General features: G+C 63.9%; 18 protein-coding genes. 10 read left to right on the forward strand and 8 right to left on the reverse strand.

Annotated elements, in window-relative coordinates; genetic code table 11:
* Positions 1-36: 36 nt before the first annotated feature.
* From AC2FMY_RS03510 to AC2FMY_RS03525, 4 genes are read right to left on the reverse strand one after another with little or no spacing between them, the layout of a single operon-like run.
* A complete protein-coding gene (locus AC2FMY_RS03510) occupies positions 37-855 on the reverse strand; it encodes an aspartate racemase/maleate isomerase family protein (protein WP_496748005.1) in 819 nt (272 codons plus the stop codon).
* 5 nt (positions 856-860) lie between these two features.
* Positions 861-1,274, reverse strand: coding sequence for a GFA family protein (locus tag AC2FMY_RS03515; RefSeq protein WP_496806991.1), 414 nt, complete (start codon positions 1,272-1,274; stop codon positions 861-863).
* Complete coding sequence (locus tag AC2FMY_RS03520) at positions 1,267-2,355, reverse strand: aromatic ring-hydroxylating oxygenase subunit alpha (RefSeq protein WP_480747967.1); 1,089 nt, start codon at positions 2,353-2,355, stop codon at positions 1,267-1,269. Before AC2FMY_RS03520 ends, AC2FMY_RS03515 begins: the two co-directional genes overlap by 8 nt.
* Positions 2,352-3,239 (reverse strand): MurR/RpiR family transcriptional regulator, encoded by an 888-nt coding sequence (locus tag AC2FMY_RS03525; RefSeq protein WP_480747966.1) that lies wholly within the window; start codon positions 3,237-3,239, stop codon positions 2,352-2,354. The genes AC2FMY_RS03520 and AC2FMY_RS03525 overlap by 4 nt, the downstream gene beginning before the upstream one ends.
* Before the next feature lie 68 nt (positions 3,240-3,307).
* Between AC2FMY_RS03525 and AC2FMY_RS03530 the strand changes: the two genes are divergently transcribed.
* The 7 genes from AC2FMY_RS03530 (at position 3,308) to AC2FMY_RS03560 (ending at position 12,351) form a co-directional block, all read left to right on the forward strand.
* Positions 3,308-5,761 carry an FAD-dependent oxidoreductase gene (locus AC2FMY_RS03530; RefSeq protein ID WP_496806992.1) on the forward strand — a complete coding sequence of 818 codons (2,454 nt, stop codon included), beginning with the start codon at positions 3,308-3,310 and terminating at the stop codon, positions 5,759-5,761.
* Between the two features lie 94 nt (positions 5,762-5,855).
* Positions 5,856-6,938, forward strand: coding sequence for an alcohol dehydrogenase family protein (locus AC2FMY_RS03535; RefSeq protein ID WP_496748013.1), 1,083 nt, complete (start codon positions 5,856-5,858; stop codon positions 6,936-6,938).
* The gene (locus AC2FMY_RS03540; RefSeq protein ID WP_496748015.1) at positions 6,935-7,516 is read left to right on the forward strand and encodes a dimethylsulfonioproprionate lyase family protein; all 582 of its coding nucleotides are present in this window, start codon (positions 6,935-6,937) and stop codon (positions 7,514-7,516) included. Before AC2FMY_RS03535 ends, AC2FMY_RS03540 begins: the two co-directional genes overlap by 4 nt.
* Entirely contained in the window at positions 7,513-8,622 is a 1,110-nt protein-coding gene (locus AC2FMY_RS03545) for a mandelate racemase/muconate lactonizing enzyme family protein (protein WP_496806993.1), read from the forward strand. The genes AC2FMY_RS03540 and AC2FMY_RS03545 overlap by 4 nt, the downstream gene beginning before the upstream one ends.
* Before the next feature lie 94 nt (positions 8,623-8,716).
* Complete coding sequence (locus AC2FMY_RS03550; protein ID WP_496748018.1) at positions 8,717-9,832, forward strand: mandelate racemase/muconate lactonizing enzyme family protein; 1,116 nt, start codon at positions 8,717-8,719, stop codon at positions 9,830-9,832.
* Positions 9,833-9,956: 124 nt separating this feature from the next.
* Complete coding sequence (locus AC2FMY_RS03555) at positions 9,957-11,060, forward strand: mandelate racemase/muconate lactonizing enzyme family protein (protein WP_496748020.1); 1,104 nt, start codon at positions 9,957-9,959, stop codon at positions 11,058-11,060.
* Positions 11,061-11,070: 10 nt separating this feature from the next.
* Positions 11,071-12,351 carry an aspartate aminotransferase family protein gene (locus tag AC2FMY_RS03560; protein ID WP_496748022.1) on the forward strand — a complete coding sequence of 427 codons (1,281 nt, stop codon included), beginning with the start codon at positions 11,071-11,073 and terminating at the stop codon, positions 12,349-12,351.
* Positions 12,352-12,357: 6 nt separating this feature from the next.
* On the opposite strand, the gene AC2FMY_RS03565 is transcribed toward AC2FMY_RS03560, so the two are convergent.
* Positions 12,358-12,576: a DUF1127 domain-containing protein gene (locus AC2FMY_RS03565; protein ID WP_496748024.1), complete on the reverse strand. Its 219-nt coding sequence runs from the start codon at positions 12,574-12,576 to the stop codon at positions 12,358-12,360.
* Positions 12,577-12,832: 256 nt separating this feature from the next.
* Here AC2FMY_RS03565 and AC2FMY_RS03570 point away from each other — a divergent pair, with 256 nt between their 5' ends.
* Complete coding sequence (locus AC2FMY_RS03570) at positions 12,833-13,672, forward strand: c-type cytochrome (protein WP_496748026.1); 840 nt, start codon at positions 12,833-12,835, stop codon at positions 13,670-13,672.
* Between the two features lie 12 nt (positions 13,673-13,684).
* Here AC2FMY_RS03570 and AC2FMY_RS03575 read toward each other — a convergent pair whose 3' ends face one another.
* From AC2FMY_RS03575 to AC2FMY_RS03585, 3 genes are all read right to left on the reverse strand, one after another.
* Positions 13,685-14,080, reverse strand: a complete 396-nt coding sequence (locus AC2FMY_RS03575) for a carboxymuconolactone decarboxylase family protein (protein WP_496748027.1) — start codon at positions 14,078-14,080, stop codon at positions 13,685-13,687.
* 3 nt (positions 14,081-14,083) lie between these two features.
* Positions 14,084-14,902, reverse strand: coding sequence for a cyclase family protein (locus AC2FMY_RS03580; RefSeq protein WP_496806994.1), 819 nt, complete (start codon positions 14,900-14,902; stop codon positions 14,084-14,086).
* A 104-nt stretch (positions 14,903-15,006) separates the two neighbouring features.
* Complete coding sequence (locus AC2FMY_RS03585; RefSeq protein ID WP_496806995.1) at positions 15,007-15,708, reverse strand: type 1 glutamine amidotransferase; 702 nt, start codon at positions 15,706-15,708, stop codon at positions 15,007-15,009.
* A 280-nt stretch (positions 15,709-15,988) separates the two neighbouring features.
* Between AC2FMY_RS03585 and AC2FMY_RS03590 the strand changes: the two genes are divergently transcribed.
* On the forward strand, positions 15,989-18,085 hold the full coding sequence (locus AC2FMY_RS03590) for a 3-hydroxyacyl-CoA dehydrogenase NAD-binding domain-containing protein (RefSeq protein WP_496746386.1): 2,097 nt from the start codon (positions 15,989-15,991) through the stop codon (positions 18,083-18,085).
* Positions 18,085-19,260: an acetyl-CoA C-acyltransferase gene (locus AC2FMY_RS03595; RefSeq protein WP_496746384.1), complete on the forward strand. Its 1,176-nt coding sequence runs from the start codon at positions 18,085-18,087 to the stop codon at positions 19,258-19,260. The genes AC2FMY_RS03590 and AC2FMY_RS03595 overlap by 1 nt, the downstream gene beginning before the upstream one ends.
* Positions 19,261-19,286 lie beyond the last annotated feature (26 nt).

Below are 19,286 nucleotides of genomic sequence, written 5' to 3' on the forward strand. Positions count from 1 at the left end.
GCTATGGTGAGCGAAATGTACAAGTCGTTCTGGCGGTCAAAGCCGCCTGAGCAACCGCCCGCGCGGCGTCTCGGGCGCGATTCCGAGCGACTTGAAGATGCGCCAGTAAAGCGCGATGTCGTGGCCGATCACCGGTTTGCCGAGCGCCGATTCCAGCTTGTCCGCCAGATGCAGCGGGCGTTGCGGCAAACCGCCAGGGCCCGTTCGGAAATTGCACATTCCGTTAATCAGGATCGCGTCTGCCTGCGGGGCCTTGTCGGCGACATATTCGAAACTTTTGAGGGCCAGATCACCGTCGAACACCCAGCGGTATGAATTGACCTCTTCCTGACTGGCGAACCAGCCCTGATCGTGAAAATTGCCGGCCCAGAGGACATCGAACCCGGCCTCGCGCAGGAACCCGACGGTACCCTGCCACCATTCCGGCCAGTGATAGGCGGCGTTCAGCGCCACCTTTTCCACGTTCATCTCGCGCAGCGCCTCGACCATGGCGTATCCGGCCATGTGAAAGCGGGTGCCGTATTTGTCGGAGAGGTCCTGACAATGCTGGCGCACGCCTTCGACGCCCAGACCGCAGGCATGCACCCAGTTTGAACCCACCTGGCCGCAGACATCGGCGCCGTTGCGGGACATGCAGTGGACGAAATCTTCCATCATGCCGAAGTTCCGTTTGCGTTGGTCCAGCCCGTGCACATAGTCGGGGACATGCAGCATCCAGCCATGCACGCCGACAGTTTCGGGGCACATGCGCAGGAAGTCCGAGGGCGCCGCGTCATAGTCGAAGGGCGGGCTGGTGAAGCCCACCTGATGTGGGAACAGTTTGTGTTCGGGCTGCCACTCGGCGGGCATCAGCATGGGGTCTACTCCTGGTCGGCGGGCTCGGCCTGAAAGCTCTGGTGCTTGGGGATGTTATCGGCCAGATGCAGCCATGGAACGGCGCTGGCCATGACGACATGGGCGTCGGGGGCGTAGCCGGAGGCGTCAGTCAACGTTGCCGCGTGGATGTGGATCTCTCCGGGCCATTTGTCGGAGCGGAAATAGAGGCGGGTGCCGCATTTGGGGCAGAAGCCGCGATGGGTGCCGGGCGAGCTTTCATAGTGATTGATCTCACCGGTCCATGTGACGGTTTCCGGGGGGAGGCCGACGAATGTTGTGAACGGAGATGAAGTGGCTTTCTGGCAGTCGCCGCAATGGCAGGACAAGCGGCGGGTGATCTGGCCGGACGAGGACCAGTTGACCGCGCCGCACATGCATTTGCCACTGAAGTCAGCCATCCACGGCCTCGCGCATCCATTGTTGCAGGCGGGCGATGGAGTGTTCCGACATCACGCCGCAAGCCGGGTCAAGGACCAGCGGGCCGGGGCGGTATCCCTTGGATTTCAGGCCCCTATGCACCGATTCCACCAGTCGGATGTCTTCTTCGACCGTGGTCTGGCGATCCTGTATCGCCAGCCGCCGGATCACCTCGCTGTCGATGCCGCCTTCGGTGTACCAGCCGCGCCAGACGGTGCAGTGATCCACGTCTGTCGCGCGCCAGTGATAGGTGTTCAGCACGTTGCCGGGATAGCATTGAAACGAGAACATCGGCCACAGGAACCACGACCGGTAGTCGCCCGCATGCGGCACGCTGAGGTCGATGGGATAGGTCATCGCCTCGAGGCTTTGGCATTCGGTGGTGTGGCGCAGGACATAGCCGGTTTCGGTCGGCTGGATGTCATAGGTTTCGGGCTTGATCACACCGGTGGCGAAGGTCGGGTGGTTGGTGGGGCAATGGTAGCATTCGGAATAGTTTTCGACCGAGACCTTCCAGTTGCAGTTTTCGGGGATTTCCACCCATTCCAGCGGGGCAAGCGCATCCACCTGGGGGACGAATTCGCGCAGTTCCTCGCGCACGCCGGGGTACCAGTCGTCCATCGGTGCGGCGTCGTTGTCGAGGTTGACGAAGATGAAGCCGTTGAAATCCTCGGTGCGTACCGATGTCAGGCAGATCTTTTCCCTGTCGAACCCCGGCACCGCCTTGGTGTTGGGGCCTGCGCGCAGCTCGCCGGTCAGCTCGTAAGTCCAGGCGTGATAGGGGCAGACGACGACGCGGGTGGTGCCGGTGCCGGTCACCATCTCGTGCGCGCGGTGCTGGCAGACATTGTAGAAAGTGCGGATTTCCCCGTCGCGTCCGCGGATGCAGAACAGGCTTTGCCGGGCGATTTCAAAGGTGAAATAGTCGCCCGGATTGGGAATGTCGCTGACATGCCCGGCATATTGCCAGGTGCGTGCCAGCAGGCCGTTCATTTCCTGCTCGAATATGGCCGGGTCGGTGTAATAATGCGCCGCCAGCGAGTGGGTCAGGGGGGCGTTCATTCGGGCTCCTCCGCGTAGATGCCGAGTTGATGTCTGCGTTTGTGAAAGCGTTCGACGCGTTCGACGATTTCGTCGCTGGAGACCGCGATCACGAAGGACAGAAGCGTTTCCAGCAGCGCGATGGTCGAGACGGACGAGGGGAAGAATTGCGGCGTGTCGGCGGCCACGACAAAGCCGTGATGGGCGTTCAGGACAACGGGGCTGGCCGGGCTGTCGGAAATGCCCACGACCGTCATGCCCTGTTCGCGGGCCAGCTTCACCGCCTCGATCACCTCGGTGCGGTAGGGTTTGCAGGTCATCGCGATCAGCACGTCCTGTTCGTCCGCCCAGGCCAGATCGTCGACCGGGGTCGAGCCAGGCCGGGGAATGGCGTGAAACTGTTTCATGCCGGTCGAGGCGAGGTAGGTGAAGTTGCGGGCATTGGCGTTGTTGACGCCAACGCCGAGGGTGAAGACCTGCCGGCAGTTCCAGATGGTTTCGGCGGCGGTGTGCAGGCGTTCGGCGCTGATGCCGGCAAAGGTTTCCTCGATATTGCGGATCGCCGCGCCGATCATGTCGGCGTAAAGGCCGCCCAACTCGCCCGACTTGCCGATGTCCTGCAGCCAGCGGGCGCGGTCGGGGAATGTCGCGGTGCCCCGGCGAATCGCCTCGCGGAACGGGGCGCGGAAATCTTCGTAGCCGTCAAAGCCAACCTGGCGGGCCATGCGCACGAATGTGTTGGGTTTGACATTGGCGGCTTCGGCGATTTCGCGCACCGTCGAAACCCCAACGTCTGAGGGGTTTTCCAGGACGTAACGCGCCGCTTTCTGCGCCTCGGGTGTCAGGGTGTCCCACTCTTCGGTGAGGCGGTCCAGGACAGAAGATGATACATTTGTGTCATTCATGATTGACGATGGTACATTTGTGGAATTAGCCTGTCGAGCAGAAACGCGACTCGTGAAGTGGAAAAATCATGTCTCAGCAAACCCTGCCTGCCCATGCGCGCGTGGTGATCGTCGGCGGCGGTGTCATGGGGGTCGGTCTGGCCTATCATTTGGCGCATGAAGGATGGACCGATGTTGTCCTGCTGGAAAAGGCCGAACTGACCAGCGGCAGTACCTGGCATGCGGCGGGGCAGATCACCCATTCGACCAGTTCCTTTGGTCTGGGAAAATGCGTCGATTACAATATCGGGCTTTATTCCGGCAAGCTGGAGGCCGAGACGGGTCAGGCGGTGACATGGCATGGCTGCGGCTCGTTCCGGCTGGCCTACACGCAGGACGAGATGGACTGGCTGCGCCACACCCTGTCGGTGGGCCGTTCGCTGGGCTTCAACATCGAACTGGTGGCGCCGGAGCGGGTGGCCGAACTGCACCCGTTCTACAATCTTGACGGGGTTCTGGGTGCGCTGCACACGCCCGATGACGGTCATGTGGACCCGACAAATGTCACCATGGCGATGGCGGCGGGGGCGCGGCAGTTGGGCGCCCGGATCGTCCGCCATTGCCGCGCGACCAACATCACGCAGGACCGGAACGGCGAGTGGGTGGTCGAGACCGAGAAGGGAACCATCCGCTGCGAGCATGTGGTCAATGCCGGTGGCACCTATGCCCGGCAGATGGGTGAATGGTCGGGGCTGCAACTGCCGATGACCTCGATGACGCACCATTATTTCGTGACCGAGCCGGTGCCGGAATTCGAGAACCTCGACCACGAACTGCCGGTGATCCGCGACGACAGGAAGGTCTCGGGCTATATCCGGATGGAGCAGAAACGCGGGCTGATCGGGATCTACGAAAAGGAGAACTCGAACTCGGTCTGGCATGACCATTGCCCGTGGGATTATGAAAACTGGCTGTTCGATGCCGACTACGACCGGGTGATGCCGTGGCTTGAGGAAAGCCTGAACCGGATGCCGATCTTTGCCGAACTGGGCATCCAGCGCGAGGTGCATGGCGCGATTTCCCACCCACCCGATGGCAACCCACTGATCGGGCCTGCGCCGGGCGTCAGGAACTACTGGTGCTGCTGCGGCACTCAGATTGGCATCGGCTGGGGTCCGGGGCTGAGCCGCGAACTGGCGCGGTGGATGGTGCATGGCGCGGCCGATATCTCGATGCGCGACTATGACCCGCGCCGTTTTGGGTCCTACGCCACCAAGGAGTGGCAGGTGACCAAGGCGCATGAGGATTACAAGCTGCGCCACGAGATCCCGTTCCCGCATTTCAACCGGTTGGCAGGGCGTCCGATCAAACCCTCGCCCCTGTACCAGCGGCTGAAGGAAAAAGGTTCGGTTTACGAGGAGGTCTATGGTCACGAGCGTCCACGCTGGTTCGCGCGCGACGGGGTGGAACAGCGCGATCATTACTCGTTCTGCCGAACCGTGGTGCACGACATGGTTGCCGCTGAATGCAAAGCGGTGCGCGAGGCGGTGGGGATCATGGATATTTCGGCCTTTACCAAGGTCGAGGTGACGGGGCCCGACGCCGAGGCACTGCTGGACCGGCTGGTTGCCAACCGCCTGCCACAGAAGACGGGCGGCATCGCCCTGACCCATATGCTGAACCGCCGGGGCCGGATCGAGCTGGAAACCACGGTCGTCAAGTTGGGCGAGGGGCGGTACTATCTGGTTTGCGCGGCGTTCTTCGAGCAGCGCCTGCTGGATCATCTGAACCATCAGCGCGCGAAGGAAGACGTCGATATCATCCTGCGCTCGAACGATTGGGCCGCGCTGACGCTCAACGGGCCGCGCGCCCGTCAGGTACTGGCCGCCTGCACCGATGCCGACCTGTCCAATGCGGGCTTCAAATGGCTGACCGCGCAGGAAATCACTGTTGCCGGGCACCGGCTCTGGGCTTTCCGCATGTCCTATGCCGGGGAGCTGGGTTGGGAGTTGCACATCCCCCGTGACAGCGCACTGGCGGTTTACGATGCGCTTTGGGCGGCAGGCGGGCCGCATGGCATTGCCGATTACGGGTCTTTCGCGATGAACGCGCTGAGGATGGAAAAGGCGTTCAAGGGTGCGGGCGAGTTGACCAACGAGGTAACGCTGGCCGAGGCCGACGTGTTGCGGTTTGCGCGTGCCGACAAGAACTATCTGGGCAGGGACAGGACCCTGAACACCGACCTACCCTGGGTCTGCGCGTATCTCGAGGTCGAGCCGAACGGCATCGAGGACGGTCATGGCGGCGAGGCGGTGCTGCTGGACGGCAAGGTTGTTGGCTCGACCGCTTCGGTTGCCTTCGGCCATACGGTCGGCAAGATCCTGGCCTTTGCCTATGTCAAGCCGCACGCCAACGTGCCGAGCACGGACGTACAGGTCGTGATTGCCGGCAAGCCCCGTCAGGGTCGCATCCTGGGCGAACCCGCCTATGACCCGCAAAGCCTGCGCCCCCGCGCCGATGCCGTGATGGAGCATGCGGGATGACCCCGTCGTTTCATCTTTTTGCAGATACTCCGGGGGGTGACCGGGAACGGGACGGGGGCCAGCGCCGCCCTCTGCCCGCGACAGGAGCGCTGCGATGACCATCCCGGCAACGATGAAAGCCATGGTGCTTACCGGGCACGGAGGCCTTGACAGATACGAATGGCACGAGGGCTGGCCCACGCCGGAGCCGGGGCCGATGGAGGTGCTGATCAGGGTCGGGGCCTGCGGGCTGAACAATACCGACGTCAACACCCGCACCGGCTGGTACTCCAAGGCGGTGGACGAGGCCACCACGGGCGGCGCCTATGCCGAGGTGGACGATGACGACAGCACCTGGGGTGGCGCGCCGCTGACCTTTCCACGCATCCAGGGCGCGGACGCGGTCGGCACGGTCGTTGCGGTTGGTGAAGACGCCGACAAGGGACTGATCGGCAGGCGCGTCATGGTGGCTGGCTGGCTGCGCGACTGGGACGACCCGATGAACCGCGACAAGGCGGGGTATTTCGGCTCGGAATGCGATGGCGGGTTCGCGGAATACACCAAGGCGGATATGCGTGGCGTTGCCCCGATCGAGTCGGATCTGAGCGATGCGGAACTGGCGACCTTCATCTGTTCCTATGTCACCGCCGAGGGCATGATCGACCGGGCAGGGGTGGGGGCGGGCGATACCGTGCTGATCCCCGGCGCGTCCGGAGGGGTTGGCGGCGCGCTGATCCAGCTGTCGAAACTGCGTGGCGCGCGGGTGATCGCCATGGCCTCGGAGGCCAAGCACGGCGAGGTGGCCCTGCTGGGGCCGGACCGCATCCTGCCCCGCAGCCCCGACAACCTGAAGGCCGCCCTGGCGGGGGAAAAGGTGACTGTGGTCGCCGATGTGGTCGGTGGCCCTATCTGGCCCAGGCTGATCGACGTGCTGGCGCGCGGCGGGCGCTATACCTGTTCCGGCGCGATTGCCGGGCCGCTGGTCGAACTGGACTTGCGGACATTCTATCTGCGTGACCTGACCTTTACCGGATCGACCGTGAACCGGCCCGAGAACTTCACCGACGTGGTGAGATATATCGAGCAGGGCAGGATCAGGCCCGTGCTGGCCGCCACCTATGCGTTGCGCGATCTGCGCGCGGCGCAACAGGCCTTTATCGACAAGACCCATACCGGCAACATCGTGGTGATCCCATGACATCGCTTGACGACGTGCTCGAAGCCGCCCGCCTGCTGCATCAGAACCATCCCTCCCTTGCCGCCTATGCGCCCTGGCCTGATGACCTGATCCCCAGCGGATTGCAGCCGCGCCATATTCCGGCGGTGCCTCTGGTGTCGGAATTTCCCCGGTCCGGCGCGCCACAGACGCAGGCGCTGGTCGATGCGGTGAAAGGTGCCGCGCATCTGGCGCATTGGAAGCGGGTCTATACCGAGGCGGAGGTCGGTGCCGACTTTCGCAACCGGTACGGTTTTTACGAACTTTTCGGTCCGACCGGGCATTTCCACAGCCAGAGCCTGTGCGGCTACATCGCGTTCTGGGGCGAGGGGCTGCACTATGACTGGCACAGCCACGAGGCAGAGGAACTGTACCTGGTTCTGGGCGGCGAGGCGCTGTTCAAGGTCGAAGGTGACGAGGCGGTGACCGGGCCGGGGCAGACACGGTTTCACCAAAGCTGGCAAAGCCATGCGATGATCACGACCGACCATCCGATCCTGACCTTTGTGCTATGGCGCGGCGAGGGCATGGCCGGGCCGCTGAGGATGGACGTGGCATGAAGATCACCCGCATCCGCGTCTATCAGACCGGCCTGCCCTATGTGGGCGGGGCCTATGTCTGGGGTGCGGGCAATGCGATCGAAACCGCCGTGGCCTCGGTCGTGGTGATCGACACCGATGCCGGCCTGCAGGGCTGCGGCGAATTCACCCCCTGCGGCGAGAATTACATGGTCGCCCATTCTCAGGGCGTTCCCGCGCTGGCCCGTCTGGTGGCGGCGAACCTGCTGGGGCAAAACCCGTGCAACGTGGCGGGGATCGAGCGGCGGATGGATCATCTGGTGCAGGGGCATGGCTATGCCAAGGCGCCCTTTGACGCGGCGTGCTGGGACATCCTGGCGCAATCGCTGAATGCGCCGCTGCATGCGGTCTGGGGGGGCAGGCTGACCGACGGTGCGCCGATGTACCGCGTCGCGCCGCAAAAGGGCACCCGGGACACCATTGCCGAGATGGAACGCTACCGCGCGCAGGGATACCGCCAGTTCCAGATCAAGGTGGGCGGCGACTGGGCCGCCGACATCGACCGCATCCGCGCGACCGTGCCGCTGCTGGAACCGGGTGAAAAGGCCATGGCCGATGCCAATCAGGGCTGGCGGGTGGATGACGCGCTGCGTGTGGCGCGGGCGACGCGCGATCTGGACTACATCTTCGAGCAGCCCTGCCGAACCTATGAGGAATGCCTGCAGGTCCGGGCCCGGATCGACCTGCCGATGAAGCTGGATGAATGCGTGACCGGCATGGCTGTCGCACAGCGCATCGTGGCCAACCGCGCCGCCGAGCTGGTCTGCCTGAAGATCTCGAACCTGGGTGGTCTCAGCAAGGCGCGCCGCGTGCGCGACTATCTGGTTGAAAACCGAATTCCCGTTGTGGCCGAGGATACCTGGGGTGGCGAGATCGCCAGCGCCGCGCTTGCGCATTTCGCCGCCACCACACCGCCCGAGTATCTGCACAACACCACCGACCTGATGAACTACAACACCCGCTCGACCGGCATCGGCGGCCCAGAGGCGCGCGACGGCAAACTCTACGCGACAGACGAGCCGGGGCTGGGAGTCGTACCCGATTTCGACGCACTTGGTGCGCCCATCGCCGATTTCCATGCGCCATGATGCTTCATCTTTTCAGAAATACTCCGGGGGTGAATGGCCCGGAACGGGCCCGAAGGGGCAGCGCCCCGATGTCCCACCAACCAGAGAGACCGGCATGAAGATTACCCGCATCACCGTCTATCACGTCAATCTGCCGCTCGAGCATCCCTATTGGCTCTCCGGCGGGCGGCTGAAATTCGAGGTGCTGGACGCCACCCTGGTCAAACTCGAAACCGACGAGGGCCTCACCGGCTGGGGCGAAGGAACGCCTTGGGGGCACACCTATGTGCCGGCGCACGGGCCTGGCATCCGGGCAGGGATCGAGACGATGGCGCCATTCCTTCTCGGGCTTGATCCGCGCCGTGTGCTCGAGGTCGAGCGGGCGATGGATCTGGCCCTGCCCGGGCATCTTTATGCAAAATCGCCGATCGACATGGCCTGCTGGGACATTGCCGGGCAGGCGGCGGGGCTGCCGATTGCCGATCTGATGGGCGGCGGGTCGCGGACGCCCGCACCGATTGCCTCGTCGGTGGGCGCCAAGACCGTCGAGGAAACCCGCGAGGTCATGGACCGTTACCGGCAGCGCGGCTACCACGTGCATTCGGTCAAGGTGGGCGGCGACGCCGAACGCGATATCGAACGCATCCGCGACGTCGAGGCGCACCGCCCGCGCGGCGAGCGCATCCTCTATGACGTCAACCGCGCCTGGACCCGGCAACAGGCGCTGCGCGTGATGAAGGCAACCGAGGATCTGGGCGTGATGTTCGAACAGCCCGGCGAGACGCTGGACGATATCGCCGCCATCCGCAGCAAACATGCCGCCCCGGTCAGCGTGGATGAATGCCTTGTCACCCTGCAGGACGCCGCCCGTGTCGCGCGTGATGGTCTGGCCGAGGTGTTCGGCATCAAGCTCAACCGTGTCGGCGGGTTGACCAAAGCCGCCCGCATCCGGGATATCGCGCTGGCCCATGGCATCGACATGTTCGTGATGGCGACGGGGGGCTCGGTTCTGGCCGATACCGAGGCGCTGCACCTGGCCGCCACCATCCCCGACCACAACCTGCTGGGCATCTGGGCCTGCCAGGACATGCTGACGCTGGACATTGCAGGCGGGCGCGGCCCGCGCAATATCGACGGACACCTGCACCTGCCCGAGATCCCGGGTCTGGGCGTTCACCCCGACGAAAAGACGCTTGGCCGTCCCCTCGCCGTTTTTGAGGAAAAACCATGATCCGCGGCTTCATCTGGCCCCAAATATCCTGGGGGGTGAATTGGCCGCAGGCCAAGAGGGGGGCAAAGCCCCCCTTTCCCCCGGCGGCGCGCATCGCGCGGCGCAAAACCTGCAAGGTTCTGTCATGAAGCTTACACGCATATCCCTGTGGCATGTGCCGCTCACCAGTCATCAGGCTTATTACATGGCCGATGGCAAGACCTGCGACACCGTCGAAACCGTGGTGCTGGCGCTGGATACCGATACCGGCCTGACCGGCTGGGGCGAGGTCTGCCCGATCCCGCATTATTTGCCGGCTTACGCGCGCGGCGTGGCGCCCGTGGTTCAGGAAATGGCGGAAGTGTTGCTGGGGGCCGACCCGGTGGGGCCCGAGGCGCTGATGGCGCGGCTCGACAAACACCTGCAGGGCCACGCCTATGCCAAATCGGCGCTGGACATTGCGCTGTGGGATCTGACCGGGCAGGCGGCGCGGCTGCCGCTTTTTGCTCTGCTGGGCGGGCGGCGGACGGATACCATGCCGCTTTATCACTCGATCACCTGCGTCGCGCCCGAGGAGATGGCGAGGATCGCGCAAGAGGCGCAATCGCAGGGGATGGCCCAGTTTCAGGTCAAGCTGGGCGCCGACAAGGACTGGCAGACCGATGTGGCGCGGCTGCGGCTTGTGCGCGAGGCGGTGGGCGGCGGCCCGCTGGTCTATGGTGACTGGAACTGCGGCGCGACCTCGCTGGACGCGTCGCGCGTGGGCCGGGCGGTGGCGGATCTGGACGTGATGCTGGAACAGCCCTGCGCCACGATCGAGGATTGCGCGCGGGTGCGCGCGGCGACCGGGCTGCCGATGAAGCTGGATGAAAGCGCCCATGACACCGCCAGCCTGCTGGCGGGACATGCGCAGGGCTGCATGGATGCGGTGGCAATCAAGCTGAGCAAATTCGGCGGACTGTCGGCATCGCGTCGCGCGCGCGATCTATGCCTGCATCTGGGCGCAAAGATGTGTATTGAGGACACTTGGGGCTCGGACATCGCCACGGCCGCCTTGTTGCATCTTGGGGCGGCAACCGATCCGGGCCGGTTGATGAATGTCTGCGACCTGTCGGGCTATGTCGCGCCGAGGCTTGCCCCCGAAGGGCCGGTGCGAATGGCCGGGCGCATTGCCCCGCCCGCGGGCATCGGCCTGGGGGTGACGCCGGACCGGGTGGCGCTAGGTGAACCGGATATGATTTTGGACTAAGGAGGCCACCATGCTTACGAAACTCAGCCAGGCCGACTGGATCGAACGCGCAAAGGCCGTATTGCCGGGCGGGGGGTTTGGCAATTTCGACCCTTCGAAATTCATTCGCGAGGGCAAGGGCAGTCGCGTCTGGGACGAGGATGGCACCGAATATGTCGATTTCCTGATCGGGTCCGGCCCGATGTTGTTGGGGCATGGGCACGAGGAGGTCATGGAGGCCGTTCTGGAACAATTGCCCAAGGGCATGACGTTTTTTGCCAACAACGCCAAGGGGTTGGAGCTGGCCGAGGAAATCTGTTCCGCCGTTGCCTGCGCCGATCAGGTGCGGTACGTGTCCTCGGGTGGTGAGGCGGACATGTATGCGATCCGGCTGGCGCGCGCCTTTACGGGTCGCGACCGGATCGTGAAGTTCGAAGGCGGCTATCACGGCATGAGCGCCGAGGCGCAGATGAGCCTGGCGCCGACGCGGCTGGTGAATTTTCCGCAGGCGGTGCCGGACAGCGCCGGTATCCCCGAAAGCGTGCGCGCCGAGATGCTGATCGCGCCGTTCAATGACCCGGACTATATCCGCTCGCTTTTGGCCGAGCATGGGGAACAAGTGGCGGCGATCATCGTCGAGCCGTTGCAGCGCATCATCCCGCCCGCGCCGGGGTTCCTGCAATTGCTGCGCACGGAGGCCGACAAATATGGCATCGTGCTGATCTTCGACGAGGTGGTGACCGGGTTCCGGTTCTCGTATGGCGGCGCGCAGGAGCTATACGGTGTGACCCCGGATATCGCCACGCTGGGCAAGATCATCGGCGGCGGCTTCCCGTTGGCCGCGATTGCAGGGCGGGCCGATATCATGGCGCATTTCGACAAGGCCACAGTAGGGGCCGAAAAATGGCTGATGCAGCTGGGCACGCTGTCGGGCAACCCGGTTGCGGCGGCGGCGGGTCTCAAGACGATGGAGGTGCTGCGCCGCGAGGGGCAGTATGACAGGTTGCGCGCGAACGGGCGGCGGCTGATGGAGATGGCGGCGGTCGCGCTGGAGGCCCACGGCATCGCGCACCGGATCGTGGGTGACCCGACCCTGTTCGAGATCGTGTTCACGGGCGGAGAGGTTCGCGACTATCGCGACGTTATGGTGGCGAATGCAGGCAGAGCGACGGTATTCAACGCGGTTCTGATGCAGAACGGCATGTTCAAGTCGGCCGGAAAGACCTATCCGTCGCTGGCCCTGACCGAAGCGGATTTCGAGCTGTGCGAAGTGGCCTATGCCAAGGCTGCCGAGGCGATTGCCAAAGCGTGAAGGCGATCAGATCACGTCGGCCAGAACGAGGCGGATGATATCCTCGCGCCGGATGCCGCGCGCTTCCAGCTCGGCATCGGACATGGCGTAATAGGCGTCGATCTGGCGGACCTTGGAATTCGCCTCGCCGATGCGCATCAGGGCATTCCAGATGCCGACAAAGATGTCGCCCAGAACCGAGGCCAGTGCGGGCAGGCTGGTGGCGTTGGCCGAGAAATGCGCCATGGCGGGTCGTCCTTTCGAAAGAATTCCGGTTTGGTGACCTAAGCCAGTTTGCCCGGATTCGATAGGGACGGAATGGAATGGCAGATGTGCGTTTGGTGCAAATCTGTGTTTTCGATGCCTGTTTTCGCTCCGCCCCGGCCGGCAGGGACTCGTTGACAAAAACGTGATCTGAAGATACATATTAAAATTGCAATGTATTGAAGTTGCGGGTTTTTGTCGCGTGAAACCGGCGTGGCGAAAGCAGGGGGGAAATAAAATGATCAAGCTGTCGCATGTTGTTGCGACGCTGGGGATGTGCGCGGGTATGGCCGTGGCAGAACCAAGCGTGGAACGTGGCGAATATCTGGTTCAGGGGCCGATGGGCTGTGGCAACTGTCACACGCCATTCGGAGAGCAGGGGCTGGATTTCAGCCGCGATCTGGCCGGGCGTGTTGTCGAAGAGACCGAGCATTTCACGGCGATCTCGGCCAATATCACACCGGCCGGGCGGGTTGCGGACTGGAGCGACGAGGAGTTGGGTCGCGCCATTCGCGAGTGTCTGCGCCCTGACGGGTCGCTGATCGGGCCGCCGATGCCCTGTGCCGTCTATCGCGGGATCGGCGATGACGATCTGGCGTCCATCGTGATGTACCTGCGCACGGTAAACCCGGTCGATCACGACGCGGGCAAGTCCACCTACAATATCCCGCTGCCACCTGCTTATGGACCGCCGGTCGAAAGCGTGACCGCGCCAAACCGTGCGGCGACGGCAGAGTATGGGGAATACCTGGCATGGGCGGTTGCCCATTGCGTCGAGTGCCACTCGCCGATCGGCCCGGAAGGCCCGGTCATGGATGCCGGAAATCTTGGGATCGGGACCTATGAGTTCATCGGACCATGGGGCAGCGTCACGGCACCCAACATCACCAGCCATGCCGACGGGCTGGCGGGCTATTCGGATGACGAGATCAAGACGATGGTCACACAGGGCGTCCGACCGGACGGCAGCGCCATGGTGCCGCCCATGCCCTATCCTTATTTTGCCCGGATGAACGATACGGATCTGGATGCGCTGGTGGCCTATTTGCGGGTCATACCGCCCTTGCCGGACCCATGAGAACCCGCGGATTCAGGCCTTGAAGGCGTCGTCGACCGGAACCTGCAGCCCGGTCACGATGCCGTTGGTCTGCATCGCCATGCCGATGACGGCAAGCAACTCGCCATACTGTGCGGGGGTCATGCCCTTGGCCTTTGCCGCCGCCGTGTGGGAATGGACGCAATATTCGCAGCCATTGGCGGTCGAGACCGCGACATAGATCATTTCCTTGACCAGCGGGTCCAGCGACCCCGGCCCCATGACCTGTTTCAACCGGTCCCAGGTGGCTTGCAGCAGTGCCGGGTCATGCGCCAGCGCGCGCCAGAAGTTGTTGACGTAATCGGTGTTGCGGGTCTTGCGGATATCATCGAAAACGGCCAGCGCCTCGGCGCTGGCCTCTTCGTCCGACAACAGGCGAACGGTTGCCATGGGTTACACGAGCGCCAGAATACGCGCCGGGCCGCCAGAGCCGCCGCGATGGGTGGGCGCGCCCACGATCAGGGTGGCGCCACTGGCGGGCACTTTCGCGAGGTTGGCCATGTTCTCGATGCCATAGCGGTTGGTCGGCAGCCATGCGTAATGGGTGGCGAAATCGGCCGATGGCCCATGATCGAGCGACAGCGTGTCGACGCCCATCGCCACTGCGCCGGTTTCCTCGATCAGCATTTGCGCGGCTTCGACGTGGAAACCGGGGAAGTGCATCTTGCCTTCGTCATCGGCGTTGCGGAATTCCGGGCCGCCGGTTTTGCCTTCCCAACCGGAATGCATCGCCACGCAGGCGCCATCCGGGATCGGACCGTTGGTGCTGATCCAGGCTTTGATGTCGTCCGGTGTCACCTGCGCATCGGCGTCCTGCGCGGCCTTTTCGTGGATGTGCACCACGCAAAGCGGGCAGACCAGGTTCGACACGGGGATTTCGTCGATCGACTGGCCGTCCGCCGAGAAATGCAGCGGCGCGTCGATATGGGTGCCGGTGTGTTCGTTGACCGCAAGATTGAACAGGTTGAACCCGTGTTCCTTGAAGTTGAAGGCCTGCGTCGCTTCGATGCCGGGCGTGCCGAAATAGGTCGGGAAGTCGGCGTCGTATACATGCGTCATGTCGACGACGTCACTGTGGCTCATCGCGCGGACCGGGCTTGCGGTGGCGGTTCCCAGCGCCGCGCCGGCTGTTGCCACGGCACCGGCCTTGAAGAAGGATCGCCGCGACAGCATCCGGTCCTTGACGGCGTTCATCACACAAATATCGCACATTTCATTGCTCCCTGTTGAGTTTGCTGCTGCGACAAGCCGGTGTCACCTGCCCCGGCGTGAGCTTAGCACATTTTCCACAAAGTCAATGTTTTACAGAGGGGGGGTCAGGTGTCGGCGGCGCGAGCCTGCTGAAAAAACCGCGCGATGCTTTCCGCATAGCCTTGTTGATGCACAGGTTGGCTGAGCGAGGTCAGGGCCTTGTCGCATAAGGTCTGACCGATCAGGGGACGCATTTCCTCGGCCAGGGCGATGACAAAACCCTTGTCCATTTCCGGGTGCTGCTGGGTGGTATAGATGTGCGTGCCGATGAAGAAGCCCGAGCTTTCGCAGGCATCCGATGCGGTCATGTTGCAGGCGCCGGGCGGCAGCTGCGTGACCTGTTCCTGATGACAGCCATATAGGTTGATGTCCTCGGGCAGCTCCTTTGCCCAGTCCGGGCGGGTGAGCAGGCGGTTCCGGGTCACGCCATAGACCCAGCCGGCGGGATTGAACCCTACCTTGCCGCCCAGAGCCACCGCGATGGCCTGATGCCCGAAACAGGCGCCAAAGAGGGGCTGGCGTCGGTCATGCATGTCACGGATCAGTGTGAGCAGCCTGCCGACCCAATCCTCGCTATCGCGCACCGAGGCGGGACTGCCGGTGATCAATGCCCCGTCGAACCGGGTGATGTCGTCGGGAAAGATGCCGTCCTTGACCGAAAAGACCTCGACCGTCCAGTCCGGGCGGGCGAGATGGACCAGACGTGCGAACGTCTCGCCGTCTTTCGGATGCGCCTGCGCGAAATCGCTTTCATCCGTGTTGGTCATCAAGATTGCCAGATGCATGCCTGTTGGTCCCGAACCTGTCTGTTGCCCCTTCTATGCAGGCTGCATCGCAAGGGGGCCAGCGAAAAATCCGGGTCTTGGCACCAGGTGCAGCCGGTTGCACCGTGGCCGGTTCGACGCTGCGTCGGTTTCCGGAATGCGGCTTGATCCGGGATCGCCAAAGACGCACTCTTTTTCGAAATGGAGATCCCCTGCCTATCCCGCACAACGGTTTTGCCGTCCTTGCGCCGGATCGTTGGCAGGCAACAGGAGGAGTGGCCGGATGTCCGAGGCCGTCGAATACGAACGTGTTGGGGAAATCGCGGTTCTGGGGGCCGACAACCCGCCGGTGAACGCGCTGGGCGTGGATGTGCGCCGGGGTCTTCTGGCCGGGATTGAACGTGCCGAGTCAGACGGGGCCAGGGCGGTTCTGATTTATGGCAAGGGGCGCACCTATTTTGCGGGGGCGGATATTCGCGAGTTCGGCAAGCCGCCGCAGGACCCGTGGTTGCCCGAGCTGTGCGCGCGGATCGAGTCATCGCCCTTGTTGGTGGTGTCCGCGATCCACGGTACGGCGCTGGGCGGCGGGCTGGAGGTGGCGCTGTCGACCCATTACCGGATTGCCGTTCCCTCGGCCAAGGTGGGCTTGCCCGAAGTGCATCTGGGCATATTGCCCGGCGCGGGCGGCACCCAGCGCCTGCCGCGTGTGGCGGGGGTCGAAGCGGCCCTGGACATGATCACGACGGGCCGGCATGTCCCCGCGACCGAGGCGCTGCAACTGGGGGTGATCGACAAGGTCGAGGACGGAGACCCGCGTGAGGTCGGGCTGGCCTATGCACAGGCATTGCTGGATGCCGGCGCGCCGCGCCGCGCGGTGTGTGACATGCCGGCACCATCGCCGGTCGATTTCGATGCGGTTTACCAGCAGGTCCTGAAGAAGGGGCGCGGGCAGCTGTCCCCGGCCACTGCGGTGCGGGCGGTTCAGGCGGCCTGTGAGGCGGACAGTTTCGAGGCGGGCATGAAGCGGGAACGTGAGTTGTTCAGCGAGCTGATGAACTCGGACCAGCGCGAGGGGCTGATCCACGCCTTTTTTGCCGAGCGCGCGGTGGGCAAGCTGCCGGAGCTCAAGGGGGTCGAGCCGCGCATGTTGCACGAGATCGGCGTGATCGGCGGCGGCACCATGGGGGCGGGGATCGCCACCGCGGCGCTGCTGTCGGGCCTGCCGGTGGTGATGCTGGAGATGTCGGCAGAGGCCGCCCATGCCGCCAAGGGCCGTATCGAGGCCAATCTTTCGGGCGCGCTGAAGCGGGGCAAGCTGAGCCAGGAGAAGTTCGATCACCTGTTGCAGGACGCTTTGACGCTGGCGACGGATTACGACGCTTTGAGCAATGTCGATCTGGTGATCGAGGCGGTTTTCGAGGAGATGGAGGTCAAGAAACAGGTCTTCACCCGGCTTGATGCGGTGTGCAGGCAGGGGGCGGTTCTGGCCTCGAACACCTCGTATCTGGATATCAACGAGATCGCAGCGATGACGAAGCGGCCCGGCGATGTGATCGGGTTGCATTTCTTTTCTCCCGCCCATGTCATGAAGCTGTTGGAGGTGGTGGTCGCCGACAAGACCGCTCGGGACGTGGCGGCAACAGGATTTGCGCTGGGCAAGCGGCTGGGCAAGGTGTCGGTGCGCGCGGGTGTTTGCGACGGGTTCATAGGCAACCGTATCCTGAGCACCTATCGCGCCTGCGCCGATCATATGATCCTGGACGGGGCCAGCCCCTATCAGATCGACAAGGCGCTGACCGATTTCGGCTTTGCCATGGGACCCTTCGCGGTGGCCGATCTGGCCGGGCTGGACATCGGCTGGGCCGTGCGCAAGCGCAAGCGGGCCGAGGGGATGGACCCGCGTGCGCGTGACAGTTCCTACGCCGACAAGCTGTGCGAGGCGGGGCATTTCGGGCAGAAGACCGGCAAGGGATATTATGTTTACGAGGCCGGCATACGGGGCGGCGTGCCCAACCCGGATGTGCCGCCGCTGATCGAGGCGGAACGTGCCGCGCAGGGGATCACCCCGCGTGAGTTCAGCGACGCTGAGATTGTCCGCCGTTACATGGCGGCGATGGTCAACGAGGCGGCCAAGGTCGTGGGCGAGGGCATTGCGCGCCGCCCGCTCGATGTGGATGTGACGCTGCTCTATGGTTATGGCTTCCCGCGTTATCGCGGCGGTCCGTTGAAATGGGCCGACCTGCAGGGGCTGCCCGGGCTTTTGGCCGATATCCGGCGCTATGCCCAAGAGGATGCCTTTTTCTGGCAACCCGCGCCGCTTTTGGAACAACTGGTGGCCGAGGGCCGCACATTCGATGATCTGAACAAGGAAGCTCAGTGATGAAACAAGCCGTAATCGTATCGACCGCCCGGACCGGGCTGGCCAAGTCCTTTCGAGGGTCGTTCAACATCACCCACGGCGCCACGATGGGTGGTCATGCAGTTGAGGCGGCTGTCGGGCGCGCCGGGCTGGAGGGTTCGGAAATCGAGGATTGCATCATCGGCTGCGGCTTTCCCGAAGGCGAGACCGGCAACAACATCGCGCGGCAGATCGCGATCCGGGCAGGACTGCCGGTGACGGCCTCGGGGATGACAGTGAACCGGTTCTGTTCGTCGGGGCTGCAGACCGTGGCGCTGGCGGCGCAGGCGATCACCGAAGGCGGCTCGGGGCCGATGGTGGCGGGCGGCGTCGAAAGCATCTCGATGGTGCAGCCCAAGATTCGCCCGGTGCCCGAGGCCTGGATTGCCGAGCACAAACCCGCGATCTATATGGCGATGATCGAGACCGCGGATATCGTGGCGGATCGCTATGGCGTCAGCCGCGAGTATCAGGACGAATACTCCCTGCAAAGCCAGCAGCGTATTGCCGCCGCGCAAGCCGCGGGCAAGTTCGCCGACGAGATCGTGCCGATGACCACGACGATGGCGGTCAAGGACAAGGACAGCGGCGAGGTGTCCATGCGCGAGGTCACGGTCGATCGTGACGAGTGCAACCGCCCCAACACGACGCTGGAGGGGTTGGCCAGCCTGGAACCGGTGCGGGGGCCGGGCAACTTTATCACCGCCGGCAACGCCTCGCAGCTCAGCGACGGGGCGGCGGCGGTTGTTCTGATGGAAGCCAGGGAAGCCGAGAGGCGCGGGCTGGAGCCCCTGGGCGCCTTCAAGGGGTTTGCCGTGGCGGGGTGTGAGCCCGACGAGATGGGCATTGGCCCGGTTTTTGCGGTGCCGCGCCTGCTGGAACGGCACGGGTTGAAGATCGACGATATCGACCTGTGGGAGCTGAACGAGGCCTTTGCCAGCCAGTGTCTTTACAGCCGCGACCGGCTGGGCATCGATCCCGAGAAATACAACGTCAATGGGGGCTCGATCGCCATTGGTCACCCCTTTGGCATGACCGGGGCGCGGATGACCGGGCATATCCTGCTGGAAGGCAAGCGGCGCGGCGCCAAGTTGGGTGTCGTGACCATGTGTATCGGCGGCGGCATGGGAGCGGCCGGGTTGTTCGAGATATTCTGAAGCGGAGCGGCAACGGCGCGGCCCGC

The organism is Ruegeria sp. YKSE079 (genome assembly GCF_059612845.1).

Bases quoted from the DNA above. Each gene is read 5' to 3' on its own strand.
- AC2FMY_RS03510 (WP_496748005.1), bottom strand. From the start codon at position 855: ATGCTGATGCCCGCCGAGTGGCAGCCCGAACACAAACTGTTCCCACAT.
- AC2FMY_RS03515 (WP_496806991.1), bottom strand. From the start codon at position 1,274: ATGGCTGACTTCAGTGGCAAATGCATGTGCGGCGCGGTCAACTGGTCC.
- AC2FMY_RS03520 (WP_480747967.1), bottom strand. From the start codon at position 2,355: ATGAACGCCCCCCTGACCCACTCGCTGGCGGCGCATTATTACACCGAC.
- AC2FMY_RS03525 (WP_480747966.1), bottom strand. From the start codon at position 3,239: ATGAATGACACAAATGTATCATCTTCTGTCCTGGACCGCCTCACCGAA.
- AC2FMY_RS03530 (WP_496806992.1), top strand. From the start codon at position 3,308: ATGTCTCAGCAAACCCTGCCTGCCCATGCGCGCGTGGTGATCGTCGGC.
- AC2FMY_RS03535 (WP_496748013.1), top strand. From the start codon at position 5,856: ATGACCATCCCGGCAACGATGAAAGCCATGGTGCTTACCGGGCACGGA.
- AC2FMY_RS03540 (WP_496748015.1), top strand. From the start codon at position 6,935: ATGACATCGCTTGACGACGTGCTCGAAGCCGCCCGCCTGCTGCATCAG.
- AC2FMY_RS03545 (WP_496806993.1), top strand. From the start codon at position 7,513: ATGAAGATCACCCGCATCCGCGTCTATCAGACCGGCCTGCCCTATGTG.
- AC2FMY_RS03550 (WP_496748018.1), top strand. From the start codon at position 8,717: ATGAAGATTACCCGCATCACCGTCTATCACGTCAATCTGCCGCTCGAG.
- AC2FMY_RS03555 (WP_496748020.1), top strand. From the start codon at position 9,957: ATGAAGCTTACACGCATATCCCTGTGGCATGTGCCGCTCACCAGTCAT.
- AC2FMY_RS03560 (WP_496748022.1), top strand. From the start codon at position 11,071: ATGCTTACGAAACTCAGCCAGGCCGACTGGATCGAACGCGCAAAGGCC.
- AC2FMY_RS03565 (WP_496748024.1), bottom strand. From the start codon at position 12,576: ATGGCGCATTTCTCGGCCAACGCCACCAGCCTGCCCGCACTGGCCTCG.
- AC2FMY_RS03570 (WP_496748026.1), top strand. From the start codon at position 12,833: ATGATCAAGCTGTCGCATGTTGTTGCGACGCTGGGGATGTGCGCGGGT.
- AC2FMY_RS03575 (WP_496748027.1), bottom strand. From the start codon at position 14,080: ATGGCAACCGTTCGCCTGTTGTCGGACGAAGAGGCCAGCGCCGAGGCG.
- AC2FMY_RS03580 (WP_496806994.1), bottom strand. From the start codon at position 14,902: ATGTGCGATATTTGTGTGATGAACGCCGTCAAGGACCGGATGCTGTCG.
- AC2FMY_RS03585 (WP_496806995.1), bottom strand. From the start codon at position 15,708: ATGACCAACACGGATGAAAGCGATTTCGCGCAGGCGCATCCGAAAGAC.
- AC2FMY_RS03590 (WP_496746386.1), top strand. From the start codon at position 15,989: ATGTCCGAGGCCGTCGAATACGAACGTGTTGGGGAAATCGCGGTTCTG.
- AC2FMY_RS03595 (WP_496746384.1), top strand. From the start codon at position 18,085: ATGAAACAAGCCGTAATCGTATCGACCGCCCGGACCGGGCTGGCCAAG.